At 69.5% G+C, this 24,170-nt stretch carries 20 protein-coding genes; 2 read left to right on the top strand and 18 right to left on the bottom strand.

The genetic code is table 11. The features are described 5' to 3' along the window. Positions 1-46: 46 nt before the first annotated feature. Positions 47-1,171, bottom strand: coding sequence for a DUF4185 domain-containing protein (locus AC068Z_RS07390; protein WP_478553202.1), 1,125 nt, complete (start codon positions 1,169-1,171; stop codon positions 47-49). 192 nt (positions 1,172-1,363) lie between these two features. Then, positions 1,364-1,783: a peptidase inhibitor family I36 protein gene (locus tag AC068Z_RS07395; protein ID WP_478553204.1), complete on the bottom strand. Its 420-nt coding sequence runs from the start codon at positions 1,781-1,783 to the stop codon at positions 1,364-1,366. A gap of 326 nt (positions 1,784-2,109) precedes the next feature. Here AC068Z_RS07395 and AC068Z_RS07400 point away from each other — a divergent pair, with 326 nt between their 5' ends. Beyond that, a complete protein-coding gene (locus AC068Z_RS07400) occupies positions 2,110-4,869 on the top strand; it encodes a WD40 repeat domain-containing protein (protein WP_478553206.1) in 2,760 nt (919 codons plus the stop codon). 58 nt (positions 4,870-4,927) lie between these two features. Here AC068Z_RS07400 and katG read toward each other — a convergent pair whose 3' ends face one another. From katG to AC068Z_RS07465, 13 genes are all read right to left on the bottom strand, one after another. Continuing rightward, a complete protein-coding gene (gene katG / locus AC068Z_RS07405; protein ID WP_478553208.1) occupies positions 4,928-7,117 on the bottom strand; it encodes a catalase/peroxidase HPI in 2,190 nt (729 codons plus the stop codon). A 310-nt stretch (positions 7,118-7,427) separates the two neighbouring features. Continuing rightward, positions 7,428-8,327, bottom strand: coding sequence for a TauD/TfdA dioxygenase family protein (locus AC068Z_RS07410; RefSeq protein ID WP_478553210.1), 900 nt, complete (start codon positions 8,325-8,327; stop codon positions 7,428-7,430). Between the two features lie 39 nt (positions 8,328-8,366). Next, entirely contained in the window at positions 8,367-8,735 is a 369-nt protein-coding gene (locus AC068Z_RS07415; RefSeq protein ID WP_478553212.1) for a 4Fe-4S dicluster domain-containing protein, read from the bottom strand. After that, complete coding sequence (locus AC068Z_RS07420; RefSeq protein ID WP_478553214.1) at positions 8,732-10,345, bottom strand: FAD-dependent oxidoreductase; 1,614 nt, start codon at positions 10,343-10,345, stop codon at positions 8,732-8,734. The genes AC068Z_RS07415 and AC068Z_RS07420 overlap by 4 nt, the downstream gene beginning before the upstream one ends. Continuing rightward, entirely contained in the window at positions 10,342-11,697 is a 1,356-nt protein-coding gene (locus AC068Z_RS07425; protein ID WP_478553216.1) for an LLM class flavin-dependent oxidoreductase, read from the bottom strand. Before AC068Z_RS07425 ends, AC068Z_RS07420 begins: the two co-directional genes overlap by 4 nt. A 68-nt stretch (positions 11,698-11,765) precedes the next feature. After that, positions 11,766-12,758 carry an ABC transporter permease gene (locus tag AC068Z_RS07430; protein WP_478553218.1) on the bottom strand — a complete coding sequence of 331 codons (993 nt, stop codon included), beginning with the start codon at positions 12,756-12,758 and terminating at the stop codon, positions 11,766-11,768. Then, complete coding sequence (locus AC068Z_RS07435; protein ID WP_478553220.1) at positions 12,755-13,606, bottom strand: ABC transporter ATP-binding protein; 852 nt, start codon at positions 13,604-13,606, stop codon at positions 12,755-12,757. Before AC068Z_RS07435 ends, AC068Z_RS07430 begins: the two co-directional genes overlap by 4 nt. Positions 13,607-13,610: 4 nt before the next feature. Beyond that, the gene (locus AC068Z_RS07440) at positions 13,611-14,657 is read right to left on the bottom strand and encodes an ABC transporter substrate-binding protein (protein WP_478553222.1); all 1,047 of its coding nucleotides are present in this window, start codon (positions 14,655-14,657) and stop codon (positions 13,611-13,613) included. Positions 14,658-14,826: 169 nt separating this feature from the next. Beyond that, positions 14,827-14,934 (bottom strand): putative leader peptide, encoded by a 108-nt coding sequence (locus AC068Z_RS07445; RefSeq protein ID WP_478553224.1) that lies wholly within the window; start codon positions 14,932-14,934, stop codon positions 14,827-14,829. Between the two features lie 158 nt (positions 14,935-15,092). After that, complete coding sequence (locus AC068Z_RS07450; protein WP_478553226.1) at positions 15,093-15,224, bottom strand: hypothetical protein; 132 nt, start codon at positions 15,222-15,224, stop codon at positions 15,093-15,095. Between the two features lie 489 nt (positions 15,225-15,713). Next, a complete protein-coding gene (locus tag AC068Z_RS07455; RefSeq protein WP_478553228.1) occupies positions 15,714-16,214 on the bottom strand; it encodes a DUF6415 family natural product biosynthesis protein in 501 nt (166 codons plus the stop codon). Continuing rightward, complete coding sequence (locus AC068Z_RS07460) at positions 16,211-16,519, bottom strand: hypothetical protein (protein WP_478553230.1); 309 nt, start codon at positions 16,517-16,519, stop codon at positions 16,211-16,213. The genes AC068Z_RS07455 and AC068Z_RS07460 overlap by 4 nt, the downstream gene beginning before the upstream one ends. A gap of 460 nt (positions 16,520-16,979) precedes the next feature. Next, positions 16,980-18,173: a helix-turn-helix domain-containing protein gene (locus tag AC068Z_RS07465; RefSeq protein ID WP_478553232.1), complete on the bottom strand. Its 1,194-nt coding sequence runs from the start codon at positions 18,171-18,173 to the stop codon at positions 16,980-16,982. 90 nt (positions 18,174-18,263) lie between these two features. Between AC068Z_RS07465 and AC068Z_RS07470 the strand changes: the two genes are divergently transcribed. After that, on the top strand, positions 18,264-18,812 hold the full coding sequence (locus AC068Z_RS07470) for a flavoprotein (protein WP_478553234.1): 549 nt from the start codon (positions 18,264-18,266) through the stop codon (positions 18,810-18,812). Positions 18,813-19,754: 942 nt separating this feature from the next. On the opposite strand, the gene AC068Z_RS07475 is transcribed toward AC068Z_RS07470, so the two are convergent. The 3 genes from AC068Z_RS07475 to AC068Z_RS07485 form a co-directional block, all read right to left on the bottom strand. Continuing rightward, a complete protein-coding gene (locus AC068Z_RS07475) occupies positions 19,755-20,114 on the bottom strand; it encodes a low affinity iron permease family protein (RefSeq protein WP_478553236.1) in 360 nt (119 codons plus the stop codon). Between the two features lie 278 nt (positions 20,115-20,392). Next, entirely contained in the window at positions 20,393-22,075 is a 1,683-nt protein-coding gene (locus AC068Z_RS07480) for an alpha/beta fold hydrolase (RefSeq protein WP_478553238.1), read from the bottom strand. Positions 22,076-22,089: 14 nt separating this feature from the next. After that, a complete protein-coding gene (locus AC068Z_RS07485) occupies positions 22,090-23,607 on the bottom strand; it encodes an alpha/beta fold hydrolase (RefSeq protein ID WP_478553240.1) in 1,518 nt (505 codons plus the stop codon). Between the last annotated feature and the right edge of the window lie 563 nt (positions 23,608-24,170).

Below are 24,170 nucleotides of genomic sequence, written 5' to 3' on the forward strand. Positions count from 1 at the left end.
TGGTGTTTCCTTCCGTGGGGGTGAGTGTTCCTGACGGGGCGGCAGGTCAGGCGGTGAGTCCGCGGACGCGGAACTGCATGACGCGGTAGGGCCATCCCGCCTGGGTGTTCCACTGGCTGACCGACAGGTGCAGGTCGTCGAGCGTCGATCCGGGGATCACGTAGCCGCCGTACAACTGCGCCACGTGGGTGTCGTCCTCGTTGCCCCAGGACGTGCCCCACAGCAGCGTGCGGCGGTGGGCGGTGCGCAGGTCCGCCGTGGGGTGATCGGCGACGAGGCCCTCGATGCGGTAGTCGCCCTGGTTGAACCAGGTCAGCACCCACCGGCCGTCGAGCAGCCGCAGGCACAGTTCACCGAAGGTGCCGTCCAGGACGGGAGAGGGCGGGTTGCCCCATGCCCAGCGGCCGTCGGGGCCCCGTCCCCATGCCTCGTAGGCGCCGGGCTCGGTCAGCCGGTTGGGGCGGACCCGGTGCAGGATGACCGGCTTGTCGCGCTGAAACCCGGTGGACAGGACGTAGACGTGGCCGTCGTCGCCGAGGGCCCAGGTGAGCAGCTGGAACATGCCGCCGTGGAGGTCCGGGGCGAACACGGCGCCGGTGGGGACCCAGGTCGCGCCCGAGTCGTCCGACCGCCAGATCTCGGTACGGACCACGTTGCCGAGCCCCTTGTTCACCATGGCGTGCAGGTACATGGTGTTGCCGAGGGTGATCACGTCGGACGGCAGCACGGTGGAGTACTCGGGGTTGTCGTGGTCGTACGGCCACAGTTGCCGGGCGTCCTGTCCACCTACCGCACCGGTCCAGACGACCGGGCGGCCCGGATCGTCGAAGCGTCCGTAGAGCGCCACGGGCGAGCGCCACCATCCGCCGCCGACTCTGGCCTCCTCGAACGTGTCGCCGAAGACGAACAGGAGCCGGCCGTCGGGTGTCCGTGCCGGTACGCCGAGGTCGGTGGCCTCCATGCGGAAGCGGGTGGTGAGTCGGGGGCCGGTGAGGTCGGCGACCTTGGAGACGCGGAGGGTGTCCGCCGCCGCGTGGGCCGGGGTGCGCGGAAGGGGACTGCCCAGGGCCGCCGCGGTGGCCGCTCGGAGGAAGCCCGCCCGGCTGAGGTGGACCGGGCGGATGGGGGCCCGGGGCCGACGTGTGGTGTCATCCGGTGTGTTGTCGTGCATGGATGCTCCTTGGTGAAGGAAGCGGGGGAGAGGGTTGGGTGTCCGTCCCTATGGCTTCGTGAGGGCGGAACGAGTGCTACGGGCACCGGAGTGCGTCGGGCCGGGCCTGCGGCGCCGGATTGGCCCGACGCGGGTGCATGGGTCCGGTCCGCGGTCACGGACCCATGCACCCGTGTGGTGCGGGCTCCTGTCTCAGCAGACCGGCTTGATCCGGTCCACGCGGCGGCCGAAGTCGTAGTTCGCCCTGAAGTCGCCCGCGTTGACCGGAACCGTGGTGGCCGGCTCCGGCGGCGGGGAGTCCTGGAAGCAGCCACCGACCGAGGCGACGAACGAAGCGACCTTGTCGGCGAGGTCGTGGTCGCCGAGGAAGACGTTGCCCTGGTCGGGGCTCCAGTTGTAGCGCGTGCCCTGGAAGTTGGCCTCCGCCCAGACGCAGATCATGCCGCCGGGGCAGTGGGGTACGGCGGCGGCGTTCGCGGTGCTCGCGGCATTGGCCGCCTGGGAGCGGGCCAACGACGACTCCGCGTGCGTGGGGCCGGCCGTGGCCAGGGCGGTGGTCGCCAGGGCGACCGAGGCCAGCATCGTCCCGATCGCGCGCTTCCGCTTCTTCATGCGATTCCTCTTTCCGCTCGTTGTCCGGTCCTGATTTCCGGACCTGATGCACCGTTTGTAGCCGCTAATCTGTTGTTCAGGTCCGGCCGGCCGACGGTGAACAAACGGATGCCGAACAATCCGATGTGCTGTGGGGAAAGGGGCGGTGCGTGCCACGGGGAGAGATTCCTCTGGACCCGGAAGGCGGTCCTCTGTTCGAATTCGCGGCCCGATTGCGGAAACTGCGGGAACAGGCCGGCCGTCCTACCTACCGGGACCTCGCACGGCAGGCGCACTACGGGATCGCGACGCTGTCCTCGGCCGCGGCGGGACGTCAACTTCCCAGCTTGGCCGTCACTCTCGCCTACGTGCGCGCCTCCGGCGGCGACGAGCGGGAATGGAAGGTGATCTGGCAGCGGACCGCCGACGCGTGCAGCGGTGCGGACGCGTCGGACGGTGCCGACACGGAGCACCGGAATGGGGGCGGTCCGAAGCCGCCCTATGCCGGCCTGGTGGCGTTCAGGGAGGCCGATGCCGGATTCTTCTTCGGCCGCGAGAAACTCACCTGCGCACTCGTCGAACATCTGAAGGAAAAACGGCTTCTCGTGTTGTTCGGGGCGTCCGGATCCGGTAAGTCGTCCGTACTGCGCGCCGGTGTGATCCCCGCTTTTCCCGCTGGTTCCGCCGTGGTTTTCACGCCCGGCGCCCACCCGCTGGAGGAATGCGGCTCACGGCTGGCGGCGCGCGCAGGCACCGCTCCCGGCGAGGTGTACGCCGGACTCGACACCGTTCACCGGACGGTGCGGCAGATCCTCGCCCGGCGGCCGGACGCGGGCCCCGCACCCGAGGAACTACTCGTGGTCGTCGACCAGTTCGAGGAAGTGTTCACCCTCTGCCGCGACATGCAGGAGCGGGAGCGGTTCGTCGCGACGCTCGTGCACGCCGCGCGGACGCCCGACAGCCGAACGCGCGTCGCCATCGCCGTACGGTCCGACTTCTACACGCACTGCACGCGGCTGCCCGCTTTCGCCGAGGCCCTGCCCCATGCCCATCACTCCGTGGGCCCGATGACCGCCGAGGAGCTGAGGGCCGCGATCGTCCAGCCCGCCGCCCGCTGCCGGCTCACCGTCGAGAGTGCGCTGCTGGCCGCCCTCACGGCCGACGTCCACGGCCGCCCCGGAGCGCTGCCCCTGCTGTCGCACGCTCTGCTGGAGACCTGGAAGCGGCGGCGGGGCAACGCGCTCACGCTGGCCGGATACCGCGCCGCCGGTGGCTTCGAGGGCGCCCTCACCCAGACCGCCGAGGAGCTGCACGGCGCCTTGGACGCCGGAAGGCAGGAGGCCGCGCGGCGGCTGTTCGTGCGGCTCGTCGCGCTGGGTGAGGGGACCGAGGACACCAAACGCCGGGTGCCGCGGCAGGAACTCGACGGCGGACCGGACACCGAGTTCGTCCTCGAACAAGCGACCAGGGCACGGCTGCTGACCGCCGACGGCGACCACGTGGAGATCGCCCACGAGGCGCTGATCCGGTGCTGGCCCCGGCTCGCCGGCTGGCTGGAGGAGGACCGGGGCCAGGAGCGCCTGCACCGCGCGCTCACCGAGGCCACGACGCTCTGGGAGTCCATGGACCACGACCCGGACACCCTCTACCGCGGGGCGCGCCTCGCCGCCGCGAGGGAACTCCCGCCGCAGGTGCTGACCGCCCGGGAACGCGCCTTCCTCGCGGCCGGGGAATCGGCGGTACGGCAGGAGCAGCAGCGGGACCGCCGCCGTCTGCGCCGCCTGCGCAGGCTGGCCGGCGCCCTGGTCGTCCTGCTGATCGGTGCGGTGACCGCCGCCGGTTTCGCCGTACGGGCACAGGAGACCGTCACACGGCAGCGCAACGAGGCGGTGGCCCTGCGGGCCGCTGCCGAGTCCGTGCGGCTCAGCCAGCACAGTCCGTCCCTGGCGGTGCAGATCGCCCTGGCCGCCTATCGCCAGTCCCCGCAAGGGCGCACCGAGGACGCCCTGCTCAGCACCCTGTCCGTCGCGTCGATGGGCTCCAGGACGCTTGGATCCCGGCCGGCCGGGCAGGCACCCGCCGAGCACATCCCGGCCGGGCACACACCGGCCGTGACGGCCGACGGCCGCACGCTGGCCATGGCCGACGGCTCGCGGATCGTCCTGTGGGACATGAGCAAGCCGCTATTGCCCCGGCGGCTCGGTGACCTCGACGCGAACGGAGTCGGCCTCAACGCGATCGAGTTCACCGGGAACGGCGACACACTGGTCGGGACGGGCGTCGACGGCGCGCTCCGACTGTGGGACGTGACCGACCCGCGCCATCCGGCCCCGCTGGCGAAACGGCCCACGGGCCACTCCGGCCCCCTCTACTCGATCGCCGTGCGCCGCGACGGTCGCATGGCCGCCACCAGCAGCTACGACGACACCATCCGCCTGTGGGACATCAGCGACCCAGCCCGCCCCCGGAAGCTGGCCACGCTCACCGGGCACCAAGGGAACGTCAAACCCGTGGCCTTCAGCCCCGACGGGAGGACCCTGGCCTCGGGCTCCGACGACCGTGACGTCCGCATCTGGGACGTGAGCGAACCGCACCGGGCCGGCCTCGTCGCCGTCCTCGAAGGACACCGGCATTTCGTGGACGCCCTCGCCTACAGCCGGGACGGCCGTACCCTGCTGAGCGGGAGCGACGACCGTACGGCGAAGCTGTGGGACGTCAGCGCCCTTCCCCGGCACCGGGAACTGGGTGAGCTGGCGGGACACGCCGACATCGTCACCGGCGTGGCCTTCGCCCCGCACGGCCGCACGGCGGTCACCGTCGGCGTGGACGGAGCGGTGAACGTCTGGGACGTGACCGACCGCGAGAACCCCGCCCACCAGGCCCACCTCACCAACCCCCGCGGGACGGTGAAGGAGGTGCGCCCGCTCGCGGCGAACGGCACCTTCGTCACCGTGACGGCCCACTACAGCGTCCAGAGCTGGTACACCGACCTGGAGCATGCGCTCGCCGACGCCTGCGACCGCGTCCGGACCAGCATCGGCCGCGACCAGTGGGCACACCACTTCCCCCGCCTCGACTACGCCCCGCCCTGTACGCGCCGCACCTGAGGCGGGCGCGGCGCAAAGGGGCCGGCGGCAGCCGCCGGCCCCTCATGCCGAAGGGGGTTCAGGAGAGGTCGAACCTGTCAAGGTTCATGACCTTGGTCCAGGCCGCCACGAAGTCCCGTACGAACTTCTCGCCCGCGTCGCTTGAGGCGTAGACCTCGGAGAGGGCCCGGAGCTGGGAGTGCGCGCCGAAGATGAGGTCGACGGCGGTGGCGGTCCACTTGACCTCGCCGGTGGTACGGTCCCGGCCCTCGAAGACGTTCTCTTCCGTGGCCGACGCCTTCCACTCCGTGCCCATGTCGAGGAGGTTGACGAAGAAGCTGTTGGTGAGTGCCTCCGGCCGGTCCGTCAGGACTCCGTGCGGGGACTGCTTGAAGCCGGCGTTGAGGGCGCGCATGCCGCCGATCAGGACCGTCATCTCGGGTGCGGTCAGGGTGAGCAGGCTGGCGCGGTCGAGCAGGAGGGTCTCGGGCGACAGCTTCTCCCCGGCGCCGAGGTAGTTGCGGAACCCGTCCGCGCGGGGTTCGAGCACGGCGAAGGACTGCACGTCGGTCTGTTCCTGGGAGGCGTCCGTGCGACCGGGTGCGAAGGGGACCGTGATGGCGTGCCCGGCGTTCTTCGCGGCCTGTTCGACGGCCGCGCAGCCGCCCAGGACGATCAGGTCGGCGAGCGAGACCTTCTTGCCGCCGCTCTGCGAGGCGTTGAAGTCCTGCTGGATGCCCTCCAGTGTCCGCACCGTCTCGGTCAACTCGGGCAGGTCGTTGACCTCCCAGTCCTTCTGCGGCGCCAGCCGGATCCGCGCTCCGTTCGCCCCGCCGCGCTTGTCGGTGCCGCGGAAGCTCGCCGCCGCCGCCCACGCGGTGGTGGCCAGCTGGGAGACGGACAGTCCCGCGTCGAGGACCCTGGCTTTGAGGGCGGCGATGTCCTCGTCTCCGACCAGCTCGTGATCGACCGCGGGCACCGGGTCCTGCCACAGCTGCGGCTCGGGGATCCAGGGGCCGAGGTAGCGCGAGACGGGGCCCATGTCGCGGTGCAGCAGCTTGTACCAGGCCTTGGCGAACGCGTCCGCGAGTTTGTCGGGGTTCTCGTGGAAGCTCTTCGCGATCGGCGCGTAGACCGGGTCCTGCTTCAGCGCGAGGTCCGTCGTCAGCATCATCGGAGCGTGCCGCTTGGCGGGGTCATGGGCGTCCGGAACGGTGCCCTGGGCCGAGGGATCCGTGGGAGTCCACTGCTTGGCGCCGGCGGGGCTCGTCGTCAGCTCCCAGTCGTACCCGAACAGGTTGTTCAGGTAGCCGTTGTCCCACTTGACCGGCTCGGAGGTCCACGCGCCCTCGAGCCCGCTGGTGAGCGCGTCGGAGCCGACGCCGGTGCCGTGCGTGTTCCGCCAGCCGAGCCCCTGCTGCTCCAGGGGGGCACCCTCGGGCTCCGGGCCGATATAGCTGGCGTCGACCGCACCATGACACTTGCCGAAGGTGTGGCCGCCGACGATGAGCGCCACCGTCTCCTCGTCGTTCATCGCCATACGGCCGAATGTCTCGCGAATGTCCCGGGCGGCGGCCAGCGGATCCGGGTTGCCGTTCGGGCCCTCCGGATTGACGTAGATCAGCCCCATCTGCACGGCACCGAAAGGACCCGTCAATTCCCGGTCGCCGCTGTAGCGCTCATCGCCGAGCCAGGTGTCCTCGGGCCCCCAGAAGATCTCCTCGGGCTCCCAGATGTCCTCGCGCCCGAAGGCGAATCCGAACGTCTTGAACCCCATCGATTCCATGGCGCAGTTGCCGGCGAATACCAGAAGATCGGCCCACGAGATTTTCCGGCCGTACTTCTGCTTGACCGGCCAGAGCAGACGCCGTGCTTTGTCCAGGCTCGCGTTGTCCGGCCAGCTGTTGAGCGGGGCGAAGCGCTGCGCGCCGCTGCCGCCGCCGCCCCGGCCGTCGGCGATGCGATAGGTGCCCGCGGCATGCCAGCTCATCCGGATGAAGAGCGGACCGTAGTGGCCGTAGTCGGCGGGCCACCAGTCCTGGGACGTCGTCATCACCTCGAAGACGTCCCGCTTGAGTGCGTCGACGTCGAGGGTCGCGAACTCCTTCGCGTAGTCGAAGTCCTCCTCCATCGGGTTGGAGCGGGAGGAGTGCTGGTGGAGAACTTGAAGTTCCAGCTGATTCGGCCACCAGTCCCGGTTCGTCCTGGGCCGGGTCGGCGTGGGACTCGGGGAGGGGATTACCGGGTTCTCGCTTTCACTGCCGGGCATGCCTGTCCTTCTTCCTGTCTCCGTGTGCACCGCGATCCACGCCCAGCGCGCTTTTGTTCCCAGCGGCTGGTAAACGCGCTGTGTCAGCGTCCGTATGGTCGCGTACCGCTGACCGCATCGCTACGAAACACGCAGAGCACGCCCGTATGACAAACACGGAAAGGGAATACCTCTCCACCCTCATGCGGCCTTTACGCCGTACGAGTTACCCGGGCCGATGTGTAATGTGCCGGCCGGTATCCGCTGCGGGCGGGCCGCCGGGCAGGAGCGGATGCCCCTGCCCGGCGGCCGCGCTTGGCGGGTTCGGTGCTCAGGCCGCGCTCGGGGTGTAGTGGGCGGCGTCGTCGCCCTCGATGACGTGGCTCAGGGTGCCGTCGACACCGGCCGGGACGTCTCCAGCGACGGTCACCCGGTGCAGCAGGCGGGGCAGGTCGCCGTAGTCGTCGGGGGCGTAGTGCTGGGTGATGCGGTTGTCGAACAGGACGAGGTCGCCCGGCGTCCAGGCCACCCGCACGATGTTCTCGGGACGGGTGACGTACGACTGGAAGATGCGCAGCAGGTCACGGGAGTCGGACGGGCCGAGGCCCACGATGCTCTGGGCGAAGCCGCCGACGAAGAGTCCGCGTTCCCCGGTCTCGGGATGGACCCGGACGACCGGGTGGGCGGTCCGGTACTTCCGGGAGACGAACCGCCTGCGGTGTTCGGCGGCCTTCTCGGTCCTCGGGGCGGCGTAGTCGTAGTCGTTGGTGTGGACCGCCCACAGCTTGTCCGCCAGCTCCCGCAGCGGCTCGGGCAGATCCCGGTAGGCGGCGGCCGAGTTGGCGATGAGCGTGTTGCCGCCGTAGGGCGGGACCACGATGCTGCGCAGCGTGGACGCCTTGGGAGGCGTACGGACGAAGGTGACGTCGGTGTGCCACTGGTTGGCGCGGATGCCCTCGTCGCCGTCGACGGGCAGGATGTGGGGCTGGCCGTCGACGGAGGGGACCGTGGGGTGCGCGGTGGTCAGTTCACCGAAGAGGGAGGCGAAGCGGAGCTGGCCCGCGTCGTCCAGGTCCTGGCCCCGGAAGACGAGCGCCTTGTGTTCCAGGAGCGCGGAGTTGATCTCGGTGACGATGGCCGGGGCGAGGTCGGTGGACAGATCGACGCCGACTATCTCGGCGCCGATACGGCCGCCGATCCTCCGGACGTCGAAGCCGGTGCTGGTGGTCATGGGGTGGGTTCCTTCCGTGGGGTGAGCGGTGGTGGATGGTCAGGAAGTGATGGGCAGGGAGGGGCTCTTGGCCCCCGGCGGCCCGAGCGGAGGACCTACGGCCCGCAGCGCGCCGGGCGTGCGGCCCCGTCCCCACCCGATGTGCCGGCGGTAACTGCCGAGCAGGCCCGAACGGTTGAGGTGGTCCTCGTTCCGGGCGGGGTCGTCGTCGGGCAGGGGAGCGGTCTGAGGCGCGACGAACAGGGCGTCGGCGGGGCAGTTCGCCTCGCACTGGAAGCAGGTCTGGCAGTCGTCGCGGCGGGCGAGGACGGGGATGCCGTGCTCACCTCGGTCGAAGACATCGGTCGGGCAGACCTTGATGCACTTGTCGCAGGCGATGCAGCGGTCCGCCGAGACCAGTTCGATCACGAAGCCACCTCCATGGGTGCGGCCGGCATGGCCGGCGCGTTCGTCAGGGGCTCGATGCGGGTCCACACCCGGTCCAGACCGCCCGTCGTGATGCGGTGGTGCTGAGCGGGGTCCTGTGCGGGGAAGTCGAGCCGTTTGGCCATGCCCCGGGTCTCGGTACGGGCCAGCGCCGCCGCGTACATCCAGCGGGCGTGCGCCGTCATCGCCGCTGCTTCTCTCGCCCGTACGACGTGCCCGCCCTCGGCGTGCAGGGAGGCGCGCGAGTGCTCCCAGACGCTGTCGAGGATCTCCAGCGAGGCGGTGAGCCGGTCCCCGTGGCGCAGGTAGTTCTTCTCGTACGGCAGCACCTCGGCCTGGACCGCGGTGACGACCGCGTGTGCGGCGTCGTCCGGTCCCGCTGTCCCGGTGGGCCGGAGCCCGGCCCCGCCCGCGGCGACCAGGCGTCGCGTGGCGGTGCGGGTGCCGAGCGAGCGGGCGTGGCGGGCCGCGCCGTGGCCGGCCCAGCTGCCGGAGGAGATGGCCCAGGCGGCGTTGTGGCTGCCGCCGCCGGTGAAGCCGCCGCAGATCAGCTCGCGGGTTGCCGCGTCGCCTGCCGCGTACAGGCCCGGGACGGTGGTGGAGCAGTCGTCGCCGGTGATGCGGATGCCACCGGTGCCGCGCACGGTGCCCTCGGCGAGGAGTGTGATGGCGAAGCGCTGGGTGAAAGGGTCGATGCCGAGGCGGTCGAAGGTGAGGAAGAAGTTGGGCTGGGCCAGCCGCATGGCCTTGCGGGCCGCCTCGTCCGCGCGGTCCAGGCGGCAGTACACCTTCTCGCTGAGCAGGGCCTTCGCGATGACGGACCGGCCGCCCTGGCTGGCCGCGCCGTCCAGGACCGTGCCGTCCTCGTGGTAGAAGGTCGCGAAGGAGTAGAACGCGGTCTTGGTGACGGAGGTTCCCTCGGGAGCGATGCCGTAGGCGTTGGAGAACTCCATCCCCGACATCTCCGCGCCCACTTCCGCGGCGAACAGCGCGCCGTCGCCGGTGTTGACATTGCAGCCCAGCGCACCGCTGAGGAACGCACAGCCTCCTGTGGCCAGCACCACCGCGCCGGCCCGCACCCGGTACGGCTGACCGGCCTGGCGCCGGTATCCGCGGGCGCCGCCGACCGCCCCGGAGGGATCCGTGAGCAGTTCCGTGACCGGGCTGTGGTCCAGGACGCGCGCTCCGGCCCGCTGCACGCGGATGCGCATCCTGCGCATGTACTCCGGCCCCTGGAGGCCGTTCCTGAGCTGCTGTCCGTCCGCTGCTCGGGGGAAGGGATAGCGGCCCGCCGCGGCCAGTTCGTTCATGCCGGCGTACGTCTGGTCCAGCACGCGCGCCATCCAGCGCCGGTCGGCCAGGTATCCGCCGAGCCCTTCCCTGCTCGCCATGGCCGCCTCGCGCGCGGCGGGCTCCGGGGGGACGTACCAGACGCCGGTGCCGGCGGAGGCGGTGGCACCGCTGGTGCCGCAGTAGCCCTTGTCGGCGAGGACCACGTCCGCCCCGGCCTGTGCCGCCTTGAGCGCGGCCCAGGTGGCGGCAGGGCCACCGCCGATCACCAGGACGTCCGTGGTGAGGTCAAGGCCGGTCATACGGCCACGTCCTCGCCTGCGGCCGGCGCGGTCAGCCGGTTGGCGGGGCGGGCCAGTCCGTAGTTCTCGCGCAGGGTGCGGCCGGTGTACTCGGTACGGAACAGCCCGCGCCGCTGGAGGATCGGTACGACTTGGTCGACGAAGTCCTCCAGGCCGCCCGGCAGATGGGGCGGCATGATGTTGAAGCCGTCGGCGGCGCCCTCGGTGAACCACTCCTCGATCTCGTCGGCAACCTGCTCGGGGGTGCCGGCGAAGACGCGGTGGCCGCGTCCGGCGCCGAGGCGGGCGATGAGCTCGCGCAGGGTGAGGCCGTCACGGCGGGCGAGTTCGGCGACGAGCGTGAAGCGGCTCTTGTTGCCGTTGATGTCCCGCTCCTCCGGCAGTTCAGGCAGCGGCCCGTCCAGCGGCAGTCCGGACAGATCGGTGCCGAGCATCCCGGACAGTTGGGCGAGCCCGTACTCCGGCACCTGAAGATCCGTCAGTTCCTGTTCCAGTGCGCGGGCCTCGGCCTCCGTGGAGCCGATGACGGGCGCAATGCCGGGCAGCACCAGCAGTTGGTCGTAGCTACGGCCGTAGCGGGCGAGCCGGGACTTGAGGTCCTTGTAGAAGGACTGGCCGTCGGCGAGGGTCTGCTGGGCGGTGAAGACGGCCTCGGCGTACTGGGCGGCGAACTCCTTGCCGTCCTCCGACGAACCGGCCTGCACCAGCAGCGGGTATCCCTGCGGGCTGCGCGGGACGTTCAGAGGGCCCTGCACCCCGAAGTGCTCGCCGCGGTGGTTGATCTCCCGGACCTTGTCGGTGTCGGCGTAGACGCCGCGCTCACGGTCGAGCAGGATCGCGTCGTCCTCCCAGCTGTCCCACAGTTTGGTGGCGACCTCGACGAACTCCCGCGCCCGCTCGTAGCGCAGCCGGTGTTCCAGGTGTTCGTCCTGCCCGAAGTTGCGGGCCTCGTTGACGGTGCCGGAGGTGACGATGTTCCATCCGGCCCGGCCCGCGCTGATGTGGTCCAGGGAGGCGAACTTGCGGGCGGTGTGGAAGGGCTCATTGAAGGTGGTGGAAACCGTGGCGATCAGACCCACGTGCTCGGTGACCGCAGCCAGCGCCGAGAGCAAGGTCAGCGGTTCGAAGCCGCCGAGCGCGTTGTGTCGGACTTTCCCCCACAGAGCGAGCCCGTCGGCGAGGAAGACGGAGTCGAGCAGGCCGCGTTCGGCGGTGCGGGCGAGGTGCTGGAAGTAGCGCAGGTCGGTGACGCGTTCGGGCTGGGTGCGGGGGTGGCGCCAGGCGGCGTCGTGGTGGCCGGCGTTCATCAGGAATGCGTTGAGGTGCAGTTGACGGGGTCTGGGCGAAGTCATCAGGTTGTCCTCGGATCAGGGGGCGGCGGCCCAGGGAGTGCGGAAGGAAGCGCGAGGGCGTACGCGGGTCAGCCGCCCGCAGGTACGCGCCAGGAGCTGAGCCGGCGCTCGACGGCCACCAGGAGCTGGTTGAAGGCCACGCCGATGGCGGAGATCGTGATGATCCCGGCGTACATCTGCGGGATCGCGAAGTTGTACTGCGAGGCGTTGATCAGATAGCCGAGGCCCGCCTTGGCGCCGATCATCTCGGCGGCGACCAGCACCAGGATGGACACCGCTCCGGCCAGCCGGATACCGGTGAACATCACCGGTACCGAGGCCGGGAGTATGACCTTCTGGAACAGCCGGGGCGCGGACAGGTCCATCGACTTCGCCAGCTTCAGCAGGGTCGGGTCGACGGTGCGGACCGCGCTGATCGTGTTGAGCAGGATCGGCCAGGTGCAGGCGTACACCACGATGGAGATCTTCGAGGTCTCGCCGATGCCCAGCAGCAGGACGAACACCGGGAGCAGGGCCAGCGCCGCGGTGTTGCGGAACACCTCCAGCAGCGGTCCCAGCAGGTCGGCGACGGGCTTGTACCAGCCGATGAGCAGTCCGAGCGGTACGGCGACCGCTACGGCGATACCGAACCCGCTGAACGAACGGGTCAGGCTGGCCCGGGCGTTGTCGGCGAGCTGACCGTCCGCGGCGAGCCCCCACCAGGCGTCGGCGACCTCGCTGAACGGCGGCAGGAAGGTGCGGTCCACCAGACCGGCCCGGGGCGCGATCTCCCACAGCAGGAGCAGCGCCACGATGGCCACGGACTTGGTCGCCCCTTTGAGCAGCAGGTACGGCAGCCGGCGGACCGTCCGGAGCGCCCGGCGGCGGACCAGGGCCGTGGGGGAGGGAGAGCGGCGCACCTCCGGGGGTGACGAGCTGGCGGGCCTGGAAGTGGATGGCTCGGTGGTCTCGGCGGGCGCGGTGCGGGAGGGGGCCTCGACAGCTGTGACGGGCGCCTTGATGGTGGGGGTCGCGTGGGTCTGGTCGGTCTTCTCGGCGGTCCTGCCGGTCGTGGAGCTCATACGGCGGCCTCCTCCCTCTCCAACTGCTGGGCCCTGGCCACCTCGTCGTGCAGCAGCGACCAGATCTCGTGACGGTGATGGGCGAACTCGGGACTGGAGCGGAGGTCGTCCGTCACCGTTCGGGAGCCGAGGGCGACCGGCACGATCTGTTTGATCCGGCCGGGCCTGGACGTCATCACGGCGACGCGTTGTCCGAGATAGACGGCCTCGTCGATGCCGTGGGTGATGAAGACGACGGTCTTGCCGGTGCGCTGCCAGATACGCAGCAGTTCGTCCTGGAGTGACTCCCGGGTCTGGGCGTCCAGCGCCGCGAACGGCTCGTCCATCAGCAGGACATCGGGGTCGTAGGCAAGGCTGCGGGCGATCGCGACCCGCTGCCGCATGCCGCCTGACAGCTCGTGCGGGTGGCGGTCCTCGAACCCGGTCAGGCCGACCAGGTCCAGGAACTCCCGGGCCCGTGCGGAGCGTTGCCGCCGTGGGACGCCGGTGGCTTCCAGGCTGAACTCGACGTTGCCCTGTGCCGTGCGCCACGGCAGCAGCGCGTACTGCTGGAAGACGATCCCGCGGTCCAGGCCCGGGCCGGTGATGGGTGTGCCGTCCAACAGGATCCGTCCGCCGGTGGGTGAGGTGAGGCCGCCGAGCAGATCCAGCAACGTCGACTTCCCGCAGCCGCTGGGACCGACCAGGACGACGAACTCGCCGTCCGCTATCTGCAGATCGATGCCGTCGAGGGCCGTGAACGTGGTGCTCTGCCGATCCCCCTTACGGTCGCGGACGGTGAATTCCTTGCGTACGTCCTCGAACACGATTTTGGGTGTGGGGGATTGAGTGGTGGTGGATTCCGGCATGGGATCAGCTCCCGCTCGTCGCCGCGGAGGAGGGCGTCTTGTACTGGTTGAACTCGTTGGTGTAGAGGTCGGACAGTGTGACCTGGCCCTTCTTGATGTCGCCCCGCTCGGCCAGCCAGTCGATCCACAACTGGAGCTCCTTGCCGGTGATCCGGCCCGCCGTCTCCGCGACGCCGTAGGACCGCCAGAACTTCAGCGGTGCGGCGTCCTCGTTGCGCCCGCGCTTCTTCACGATCGCCGTCATCCGGTCGATGACCTCCTCGCGCGGAGTGGAACGAGACCACTCGATGGCCCGCCCCACACCGGTGACGAAGGTCCGCGCCGTCTCGGGGTTCTGCTTCAGGAAGCGGTCCGTCATCACGTACGTGCCGGCACTGAACGCGCCGAGCAGCTGGTAGTCCGTGAACAGCGGTCGGATGCCGCCGGTCTCCAGCGCCTTGTCGCGCAGGATGCCGCCGAGTACGGCCACGTCGATCTGCTTCTGACGCAAGGACTGCTCGGTGTTGACCGGAGGCACCACGAGCGGCTCGACCTTGCCTATGTCCGCCTGGGACAGGCCGCCGCGCTGAAGGTAGATGTCGAGCATGGCCTCGGAGTGGGCTCCGAGGGTGTTCATCCCGACCTTCTTGCCGGTCAGGTCCCGGGCCGAGCGGATGGGGCTGTCCTTGAGGACGTAGAACCCGTTGTAGGCGTCCTTGTCGGCGCCGTAGTAACTGATGACGGCCTTGACGGGAGCGTTGTTGGCGGCCAGCTTGACGACCGCGCCGTTGAACGCGCCGCCGAAGTCGACCTGACCGGTGGCCGCGGACTGGATGTCCTGCGGTCCGCTGATCGTGTTGCCGACCCACTCCAGCTTCACGTCCTCCAGATAGCCGAGATCCTCGGCCAGTTCGGGCAACGTGACCTGACCGGCCCAGCCTTGATATCTCAGCTTTTTGGTCTGGTCCTTGGCGGCCGGTGTCCCGGAGGCGGCGGTGCCGCAGCTCACCGACACCGCCGAAAGACCGAGCAGGGTGAGGAAGTGACGTCGGGTCGATGCCGTCGTGGCCATGGAAGGGTCCTGTTCAGGAAAACGGGGCAAGGAAAGGGCAGACGTCGACCGGCGAAGGAGAGGAGAAGAGACCTCAGCGGAAATGGCTGTGCAGAGGCCGACGTCTGAGAGAAGGCAGCGGCTTAGCGAAAAGCCGACTGTGAAATGGAGCGAAGGGGAGCGGCGCCTGTCAGTGCGTGCGCGGACCGGCGGCACAGATGCCGGCGGCACAGATGGCGCTGGCCTGACGTCGCAGATCGACGTGAAGGCGCGCGGCGAGGATCTCGGGCTTGCTCACAGCCAAGAGCGTTGCAGCGAAAACCAGCCAGGTCAACGCCGCTTGTGCAGGCGTCGTGTGTTCTCAACAGTCAGACACAGAAGGAAGTACGGCGTTCACAATCCCCTGAAACGAGGGTCCCCACATGCCGTCTCAGCAAGCGCACCTTGAGTCGGTGCTCAGGGGCCACCCGGGGGCAGCAGGTCGGGCCGACCGGCAGGACCGAATCGACCGGCGACCAGATCGTCCACGGGCAGGCTGGTCAGCCGGATGTGCTCGTCGAGGCCGATGTCGTCCCAGCGTTGAAACATCCCGTCCGGGATTGCTCGATGAACCCGGGGTCGCTGTCGAGGCCGCCGGCGACCGCACCCCCGCCATGCGCCCGAGCCCGGCCCAGAGCAGTTCCTTCGGAGCGGCGAGGTGCAGATGAACCGCCTCGACACGGAGACCACGCGGAGTGGCTGCCGGAGGCGGGTTGGGCCGCCAACCAAGCACGGGTCGTCGACCTGTACGGCTACTATCGCGACCCGTCTGCGGGCCGACTCGGCCGTCCTGAGACAGACCACGAGCCTCCTGGAACGAGTGGCACCGAACATCGGCAGGTCGAACCCCAGATCCAACAGCGCCCACTGAACGCGACGCACCGCCAGCTCTCCTGCAACCCCATGACATGGGTGTTCGCAGCGCATGCCTCCAGCACGGGTCGCCGGTAGATGAGGAGGATGGTCTTCCCTACTGAGCCACAAGGGGTGAGTGGCCGATCCCGCCGGGTGCATGCCTGGCCCGACGGGAGGGCGTCATCAGCGGAGATGGACCGTGTTGGCACAGAGGCCATGGATCTGTCCGGAGCCGACGGCTCCCGCGGAGGGGCTGACTTCGGCGTACGGCAGGCTGGTCTCTCCGTCTTGGATGGGCCGGTCGCAGGCCAGGCACATCCGTAGGCCGGTGAGTGAGTCGTAGTGGTCGCAGAGCGCCAGTAGCGACCGTGCGAGCTTGCGGGCGTAGACCATGGCGTCGTAGTTCTCCGGTCCGCGCACGGCGCTGAGTTTCCTGCGGGCCTCGCCGGTGCAGGTGAGTGCGCAGTAGCGAGGCACGTCGTCCCTGGGTAGGCGTGCGGCCAGGTGTTCGATCTCCGGGATGACGAGTTCCATGTGTCCGCGCAGCAGCCCGGTCAGCGTTTCCAAGGAATCGGTGTCGGTGGGGGTTACGTCTGGGGGCAGCGTCAGGGCGACGCTCGCTCGCATCGTGGCGATGTCCACGGGCGGCGCTGCGGTCGTGGCGGGGCGATTGGCCTGCTTCACGACAGTTCCCCGTCACCGTCGACTGGGTCGCGGCCAGCCATGACGAGCGTCAGGACGTCGCTTGCCCTGCACAGTCGGCCGGGGCGGGCCATGGGCACGGCCCAGTACGAAGCCGGGGCGGGCTCCTTGAGCCTGGTGATATCGGCGCGCGGCACTCCCAAGTAGGTGCCTTCGCTGAGGCACGCGGCGGCTGGTGCCAGCCAGTTCTCGGCGGTGCCGGGCGGCACGAGGGCGTAATAGCGGCTGCCGCTGGGGTCATGGATGACCGGACGGCTGTTGAAGGACCAGCCGAGCCATTGGTTCACGGTGGGCGGGTCACTGATCCCGGCCACACTGCGGACGAGGTCCTCTGAGAGGCGGACCGCGTCGAAGAGCCGCCCTAACGGGATCAGGGCGAGACCGGCTGCTCCGCTCCACTCACCGTGCACGGTGCTGGGGGATGGATGTGCGGAGGCCAGCCAGTCCTGAACCCTCGCGCTAGGCGGCGAACTTGCTGCTGGGAAACTCCCGTTCGGGGCCGTACTGTTCGTCATGTCGACGCTCCTTTGAAGCGTTGGCCGGCCCCGGGGCCGTTCGCGCGGCTGCCGGGGCACGCCGTCCGAGGACTGCCGCGGAGCTGCGAGGTGGCGTCGGACGTGTTGCATTGAGCGATCCGATCGCGTGCCATGAGAGCTGCTCCCGCGTCATCGTTGACTAGGCGTGGGAACAGCGTGGCGCTGAGGGGGCGGCGTAACTCTCACATTTTTGTGAGAGCTGTGAGCGCTCCTACAAGCCGACCCAACTGGCCATGTGGTTGAGAGTGTCTGGGGTGCGCCGTGAGAGATGGACCAGACCGGTGATCGTCTCCCGGGCAGCCGGGTGATATCGGGTCTGCTCAGGGGCGACGCGCCGCGCTTCGAGCAGTGACTTCAGCGCCGCATCGGGGTGACCGGTCTCCATTTCCGTGCGCGCCTGGTCGATCAGGAAGTGGGCCCGCCGCGATGTAGCCAGTCCGGTCGGCAGCTTCTTGGTGATCTTGCGGGACTTCGTCAGCGCGTCGTCGTATCGGCGCATCTCCACCGCGGCGGACATCTCATGCAAGTCGACGTTGGTCGGTCCGAAGCTCAGCCAGTGGATCTCCGGCGCGTCACCGATCCGCTGCGCGATTTGCCGGGCCTCCTCGATGTGAGCCTGTACGGCAGTCTCATCGTCGGCCCGAGCGGAAATGACCGAGGCGCCGAGGTGTAGTTGTCCTGCAACGGCCAGGGTCTCCCGACTGTCGTCGGCTTGCCTGACGATGCTGTGTCCGGACGCGATCAGTCGTTGCCCGATCTGGTACTCGCCTTCGCGGAAATACACCAGGGCTCGCATGTACTGACGTACGGCGGCAACGCAGGGGTCTGAGGCGCGCTGAGCCGCCCAGTCCATCCGGTCCAGGGCCACGGCTGACAGATCGTAGTAACCGAGCTTCACGCTGATGTCATGGGCGGTGCGGTAGGCGGACGCGAGCGCCTGCCACAGCTTGGTCGAAGGAGTGGACCACGCGGTGTGCGTCAGTTCGGCGATGAGGCTCGGCAGCTTGCGGGCGGCATCCCGCAGATGGGTTGCACGCACGGCTTCACACAGCTGATCCGCGCCCTCGATGAGGATGTCGGCCGGCCGCGCGGCCATATGCGGATCGGGGCCAAGGTCGTACAGGTCCAGAGCTTCACGGATCGGTCGGACGAGCTCGGCAAGCCGGTCACGCTGCAGTTCGGTGACGTACGGCTGGCCGGTCAGCACGGTCACGTCGATGTTGAGAACCCTTGCGCAGGCGGCGACGAAGTCGACTGTTGCGGGGCGGGCACCACATTCCACCTGAGTGAGGTAGCTGTACGAGTAGGGCAGCCGGTCAGCCATCTGACGTTGTGTGAGTCTGGCCAGTGTGCGCTGTTCCTTGATCCGCGCGCCCGTGTGGTTGTCGTCGTCCAGCCTGGGCATCCTGGTTCTCCGTTCTGAGCACCCATTTGGAACAGTACCCGCCTCCGACTCCTCTGCGAGCGGGGTCGGTTGCTGTGGTCGGATATGCGTATGACGACAACCGACCGTGTCCTTTACCTTTTCGGCTCAGCGGCCCCGCCCGTCTTCGATGTCGCCTCGGTAGTCCGGGATGCGCAGGCCCGCGGCTGGAACGTGTGTCTAGGCTTCACCCCGACGGCCGCGCGCTGGCTTGAGCCTCAACTGGACCAGTTGGAGCAGCTCACGGGCTACCCAGTGCGCAGTGAGTACAAAATGCCCGGTCAGCCGGACGTCTGGCCCAAGGCGGACGTTATCGCATTGGCGCCGGCGACCTTCAATACGGTCAACTCGTGGGCGCTGGGCCTGACTCACGATTTCGTGGTGGGCGTTGTCGCGGAGGCCATTGGCAAGGGCATCCCGATCGTGACCATGCCGTGCGTGAACGCGGCCTACGTCCAGCACCGTCAATTCGAGCGAAGTGTCGACGAACTGCGCGCTATGGGCGTGCGCGTGCTCTACGGTGATCACGGCTTCGTGCCGAATCAGCCTGGCCAGGGCAAGCCGAAGGAGTATCCCTGGCACCTCCTCCTCGACGCGGCTCGAGACGCCGTGGAGCCCTGAAAAGGTGCTCCCGTATGGGCGCCCGGCGCGGTTGGCATCGAGGGCCGAGCCCAGGAGCTTGGAGCCACACGATCAAGTCGGCCAGGCGGTAATGCCGTTGCGGTGACGGCGCCATGTGAAGGGGGCCAGCCGCACCTGATCGGCTTGCGGCACGGCAGCCAGTGCGTTGTGGTTGGTCGGGTGCCGGATCACCGCAGGTTGATGTAGTCACCGGGTGCGTTGGCGACCGCAGTGGTGGTGTTGCCGCCGTAGCTATAGCGCCAGTAGCCGTCACGGGTTCGGGTGCCCCGTTGGCCGTCAGCTTCGAAGCGCGTCGAAGGCTGAGGGAAGCTGCCGTCCTGTGGTGGTAATCGCCATCGAGCGCAAGTGCATTGACGTAGAGGTGCCAGGCGCCGGCGTCAGCGTTCTGCAACCATCCCTCGCCCATCACGAAGGAGAGGTCGCATCGTGTTGTGCTATCGCTGATTTCGATGCATACCGGCTCGTCGGGTGCGGCGAGACCGCCAGTGGGTGCGGAGGAAGGGCCTCGGTACAGCCAGGCATCGATGTAATCGAACCCTTCGGGGTCGCTGACCGTGACCGTCGCTGAGATTGATGCCTGTGCGGCAATTCCAACAACCAGGCCTTTGCCGTCGTTGACGGATGCAGGGAGGATCTGCGTGTCTCCCAGCTGGGACTCGGCGGACGCCGCCGATGTGCTCAGGGACAGGACCGTGGGCGAGACAACGACAGTTACGGCGGCACGCTTGCCCATTCAAATCCCCAGGTGAAATACCGGCCCCTGGGCTGCGTGCTCAGGGAGAACCGAAGTGGTGAGGTGATGCTGACTCCTTACGGTCGTACTCCTTACCCACGCACATTGCGCCAGGCCGGGTGATGGTCAGGCGCCCTACGCCCGGTCTGGCTGGAAAGAGTGCGCGACTCGTGGCAGGACACGGGTGCTCAGACGTCCTCGTCCATCCTGATGGCCCGGCGCAGGTCCTCGGTGGCCTCGCCCGTCTTGCCTTCCCGCTGCTCCAGGAGCGCGGCGGCGATGGCGTCCAGCTTCCGTTGGATCGCTAGCTCGGCTCTCTGCTCGGAGTTCTTCAGGAGGGCCAAGAGCAGCAGGGTCACCGCGGTCATCAGGTCCCCGGCCAAGATCAGCCATGTCTCCCCCAGATGAGCCACATGGGCGGCTATGAAGAAGGCCACCAGCATCAGGCAGATGACATAGAAGGGCGGGGAGCTGGTGAAGTGCGCCGCCGCTTGGGACAGACGCTTGAATCGCCCGCCCGATCGCGCGGCAGGATGCTGAACGGTCATGACCACCGCCTCCGTCAAAGCAGAACAGAACACCACTTCGGGTTCCCACCATCAGCACACCCATGAGGCGGGCGCCCGATGGCAGGCAGCCTCCTCTGGGCCCCGTGTGATACGACGCTTTGGCACTGAGTCCCTTGGCGGGCCCAGGGGCTGCGGCCATGGCTGAGACGGCAAGCGGCCGACCCCGTTTTCACGCCGTTGGGGCCTGCATCCACCGCGATGGTGGATGCAGGCCCCAGTGGTTGCGGCACCCGCGCCGGGGGCCGCCGGCCGGTGCCTTACGGTGCGATCTCGAACTGCGGTGGCTGGAGTCCCGCCACGCACCTGGTGTCCGGTGCGTTCGGGCGGGAGAAGAACGACGTGGTGATCGTCTGGGCGCACTGTGAGTCGGCGAAGACCACGTGGGCGACGTAGGGGATCGTGACGGCGGTGGAACGGCTCAGCGTGCGGGCGACGTACGCTCCGTTGCTGGGTGCCGTCTGGGCGTCGAACCCGCCGGACAGGGCGAGGGTCGGGATGTCGCTGCGGGTCACGTCCCGGATCCACTCGGGTGCCGGGGGGACGTCCCAGGCGCGGCAGTCGTCATGCAGCCAGGCGAGTTGCGGGGCGTTGGCGAGCATCGACCGGGGGAACGATGGGAACGCGCGACGGCCGCCCTCGATGATGTCGGCCCTGCTCTCGTAGGGGGTCCACTGGCTGCAGAAGATGCCGTAGACCAGCCCGTGGGCGACCCTGCCGATCGCCTGCGGGCTGTACTTGCCGCCCGCGAGCTGCTCGGCGATCCGCTGCGGGTTGCCGTGGGCCAGTTCGTCGATGGAGCGCGGCACCCCTTCGGCCACGTGGGTGGCCGAGGTCAGCCAGGTGACCAGGTTGCCCCCGTCCAGCACGACCTTCACCGGCTTCGGGTGGACCGGGACCGTGACGGTGGTGGTGATCGGGTTGGCCTCCAGCTCACTGACGAGACGCAGGAAGGTGGCCTTCAGGTTCGGGTAGCGGGAGTTGCAGGAGGGCTGCTCCTCGCAGGCCTTGAACAGGCCGTCGAATCCCTCTCGTGCGGCCTTCCAGGTCACGGCCCCGCCGGCGAGGGACGGCGGCAGGACGCCGTCGATGCCGACCGAGCGGACGCCCTTGGGGTGCAGGCGCATGTAGTTGAGCGCCAGGTGGGTGCCGTAGGAGATCCCGAAGACGTTCCACTTCCGGACACCCAGCGCCCTGCGCAGGGCGTCGTAGTCGGCTGAGCTCTCGATGTCGTTGTACGTGCTGCGGTCGGCGCCCTGGGCGTCCACGCGGTCGCGGCAGGCCCGGGTCGCCCGGACGTGCAGGCGCCCGGTGGACGGCGCGTTGGAGACGAGGCCCAGGGCGTGGGCGTTGAACTCGTCGATGTTGGGGCAGGTGAGTTCGGGGTCGGCGGAGTAGGTGCCGCGCTGGGACATGAAGATGACGTCGCGGTCGCGGTTGAGGTCACCGGCGAGCGCCATCGGGATCTCGGAGACCGCGTCGTCGCCGGGGCCGCCGGCGAACCACACGATCGGGTCGGGCGCGGGGCGGCTGCTCTTGGCGGGCATGATCGCGACGGCGAGGGTGATCGTACGTCCCTCGTGGGCCCTGGCCTTCTGGGGCCCTTCGCCTTCGCCGTGGCTTTGGCCTTCGCCTTCGCCGTGGCCTTGGCCTTGGCCATGACCCTGACCGTGGCCCTTGGAACGGTTCTCCGGCACGGTGAGGGTGCCGCAGCGGGCGCGCGCGAGATCGGGGATCGGGTCCGCCGTCCGGGGGCAGGGGCCCGGTTCGAAGTGGGCGCCGTGCACGGTACGGGCGACCGTGCCGATCGGGCCGTCGGTGCGGGGTTCGGCGTGGGCGGGCATCGCGGCGAGCCCCGCGACGAGGGCGCCGGCGGTGGCTGCGGCCAGCGTGGTGGGCACCCGTCTCGCGGGCCGCCGGCTGGGGGGTGTTGTGGGGGGCATGGGGCGTACTCCGGTCAGGGGATGATGGTGAACGGCTTGGGTTCGACACTGGGCACGCAGCCGGTGTCGGGCGCGGTCGGCCGCGCCAGGAAGGACCGCAGGACTGACGCGGCGCAGGGCTCCTGGGGCACCACCCAGTGAGTGATCCCGGGAATCACCACGGCGGTCGAGCGGGGCAGCGTGCGCCCGGTGAAGGGCCCCCAGCTCGCCCCGGTCTTCGCGTCGAAGGTTCCGGTGATGATGAGCACGGGCTTGTCGCTGTGGGTGGCCACCCGCTGGACCGCCGTGCGGTCCGGGACGTTCCAGACGCGGCACAGGTCGTGCTCGAAGGGCAGCTGGGGTGCGTGCGCCAGCACCGAGTCCGGCCAGCCGGGGAAGGCCCGGCGCCCTGCCTCCAGCACGTCGCGCTTCGAGAAGCCCGGCGCCCACTCGGCGCAGGCCACCGAGTGCGTCAGCCCGTGGGCGAACTCGCCGATGGCGGGCGTCGCGCCGGCCGCCTGGGCCCGCGCGAGGCGCTCCGGATTGCCGTTGGCGAGTTCGTAGAGCGCAGCCGGGACGTCGACGGACGGCACCAGTCGGCCGTTGGTGACGAGCAGGTTCACCAGCGTGCCCCCGTCGAGGACGACCCTCACCGGGGTTCCGCCACCGGGCGGCGGCACGGTCAGCCGCAGGGGGTTGGCCTCCAGCCGGCGGACCTGCTCCGTGAGCGTGCGGGAGAGGTCGGGGTAACGGGACTCGCAGGCGGGCTGTGCCTCACACGCCGCGAAGATCGCGTTGATCCCCTCCTGGGCGCTGTCCCAGGCCCACGGCAGGCTCACGATCTGCGGCGGTACGACCGAGTCGATCGCCAGCGAGCGGATGCCCCGGGGGTGTTGGCGCAGGTAGGCCAGGCCCAGCTCGGTGCCGTAGGAGTAGCCGTAGACGTTCCACTTCTTGATGCCCAGCGCCTTGCGGAGGGCGGCGAAGTCCGCCGCGTTCTCGGTGGTGTTGTAGGCCGAGAGGTCGGTGCCCTCGGATGTCAGGCGGTCTCGGCACTGCTTCGCCGCGCGCACCAGGAGGCGTCCGGTGGAGGGTGCGTCGTAGGGCAGTCCGACGGCGGTGGCGTTGAACCGGTCGATCTCCGGGCAGGCGAGGCTCGGCTGTGAGTGCAGGGTGCCGCGCTGGGCCATGACGATCAGGTCCCGGTCCCGGTTCACCTGGGCGTCGATCAGGAAGGGGATGGCTCCGAAGGCGTCTCCGCCGGGACCCCCTTCCATGAACACCACGGGGTCCCCGGCCGGCCTCTTGGACGCGGCCGGGATGACGGCGACGGCCAGCCGGATGGTCCGTCCGGTGCGGTGCTCGCGGTGCTCCCGGTTCTCAGGGACCTCCAGGAAGCCGCACTGTCCGGGAACCGGCTCGGGAGTCTGTGGGCACGGGCCCGGCACGAACCGCGCCGGATGCCCCGGCGGCGGCCCGTCGGCAGGCGGCGACTGGGCGCTGCTCGGCGCGGTTCCGATCGCCCCGAGGACTCCCAGGCACGCCGCGAGCAAGGCCGCCTTCGTACGCGCCCGCCGGCCGCGTCGTGGAGAGATGTGTGGAGCCCGGCTTCGTACGGGCTTCTCGGTCCTGGAGAAGGAGGGCAGGGGCCCGGGACCGATGTCCTGTTCCGCCATGTGATCTCGTCTCTGTGACATCCCTGGCCGCTGCGGTCGGGGGACGGTTGGCATGGCTGCGCCCCGCCGAATGGCCAGGCAGGGCGCGTACGCCAGCCTGCGTTCGGGCCAGGGCCTCCACCACTCGTGGCCTCCACTTGGAGCAGCACACCTCGGGCCGGCGAGGTCCCCGGTCACTCAGTCGGCCGGTAGCGGAGCCTCCGCATTCCGGCGGGTACGGCCATGCGGGCGGTGCGCGCCGCGTGTCGCCACGTCGCCCGCACGCATGTTCTGGCAACTCGGCCCGGTGTACGTCGGCGTCGCAGTCCTACGGCACCTCAGGCAGCGCCCGCTGGTGCTTCATGCCTCGTCGCCGCACACGTACCGGGGCCGCCCCACGCTCACACCTCCCAGCTCCACCTGCACCCCGGCGATCTCCTGGTGGGCCGGTCGTGATTCGA

The organism is Streptomyces sp. NPDC043726 (assembly GCF_056436565.1).

Coding starts and splice junctions, on each gene's coding strand:
- AC068Z_RS07410 (WP_478553210.1), bottom strand. CDS start 8,327: ATGACCACCAGCACCGGCTTCGACGTCCGGAGGATCGGCGGCCGTATC.
- AC068Z_RS07425 (WP_478553216.1), bottom strand. CDS start 11,697: ATGACTTCGCCCAGACCCCGTCAACTGCACCTCAACGCATTCCTGATG.
- AC068Z_RS07475 (WP_478553236.1), bottom strand. CDS start 20,114: ATGACCGTTCAGCATCCTGCCGCGCGATCGGGCGGGCGATTCAAGCGT.
- AC068Z_RS07480 (WP_478553238.1), bottom strand. CDS start 22,075: ATGCCCCCCACAACACCCCCCAGCCGGCGGCCCGCGAGACGGGTGCCC.
- AC068Z_RS07450 (WP_478553226.1), bottom strand. CDS start 15,224: ATGTTTCAACGCTGGGACGACATCGGCCTCGACGAGCACATCCGGCTG.
- katG (WP_478553208.1), bottom strand. CDS start 7,117: ATGCCCGGCAGTGAAAGCGAGAACCCGGTAATCCCCTCCCCGAGTCCC.
- AC068Z_RS07420 (WP_478553214.1), bottom strand. CDS start 10,345: ATGACCGGCCTTGACCTCACCACGGACGTCCTGGTGATCGGCGGTGGC.
- AC068Z_RS07440 (WP_478553222.1), bottom strand. CDS start 14,657: ATGGCCACGACGGCATCGACCCGACGTCACTTCCTCACCCTGCTCGGT.
- AC068Z_RS07390 (WP_478553202.1), bottom strand. CDS start 1,171: ATGCACGACAACACACCGGATGACACCACACGTCGGCCCCGGGCCCCC.
- AC068Z_RS07430 (WP_478553218.1), bottom strand. CDS start 12,758: ATGAGCTCCACGACCGGCAGGACCGCCGAGAAGACCGACCAGACCCAC.
- AC068Z_RS07465 (WP_478553232.1), bottom strand. CDS start 18,173: ATGCCCAGGCTGGACGACGACAACCACACGGGCGCGCGGATCAAGGAA.
- AC068Z_RS07395 (WP_478553204.1), bottom strand. CDS start 1,783: ATGAAGAAGCGGAAGCGCGCGATCGGGACGATGCTGGCCTCGGTCGCC.
- AC068Z_RS07470 (WP_478553234.1), top strand. CDS start 18,264: ATGACGACAACCGACCGTGTCCTTTACCTTTTCGGCTCAGCGGCCCCG.
- AC068Z_RS07435 (WP_478553220.1), bottom strand. CDS start 13,606: ATGCCGGAATCCACCACCACTCAATCCCCCACACCCAAAATCGTGTTC.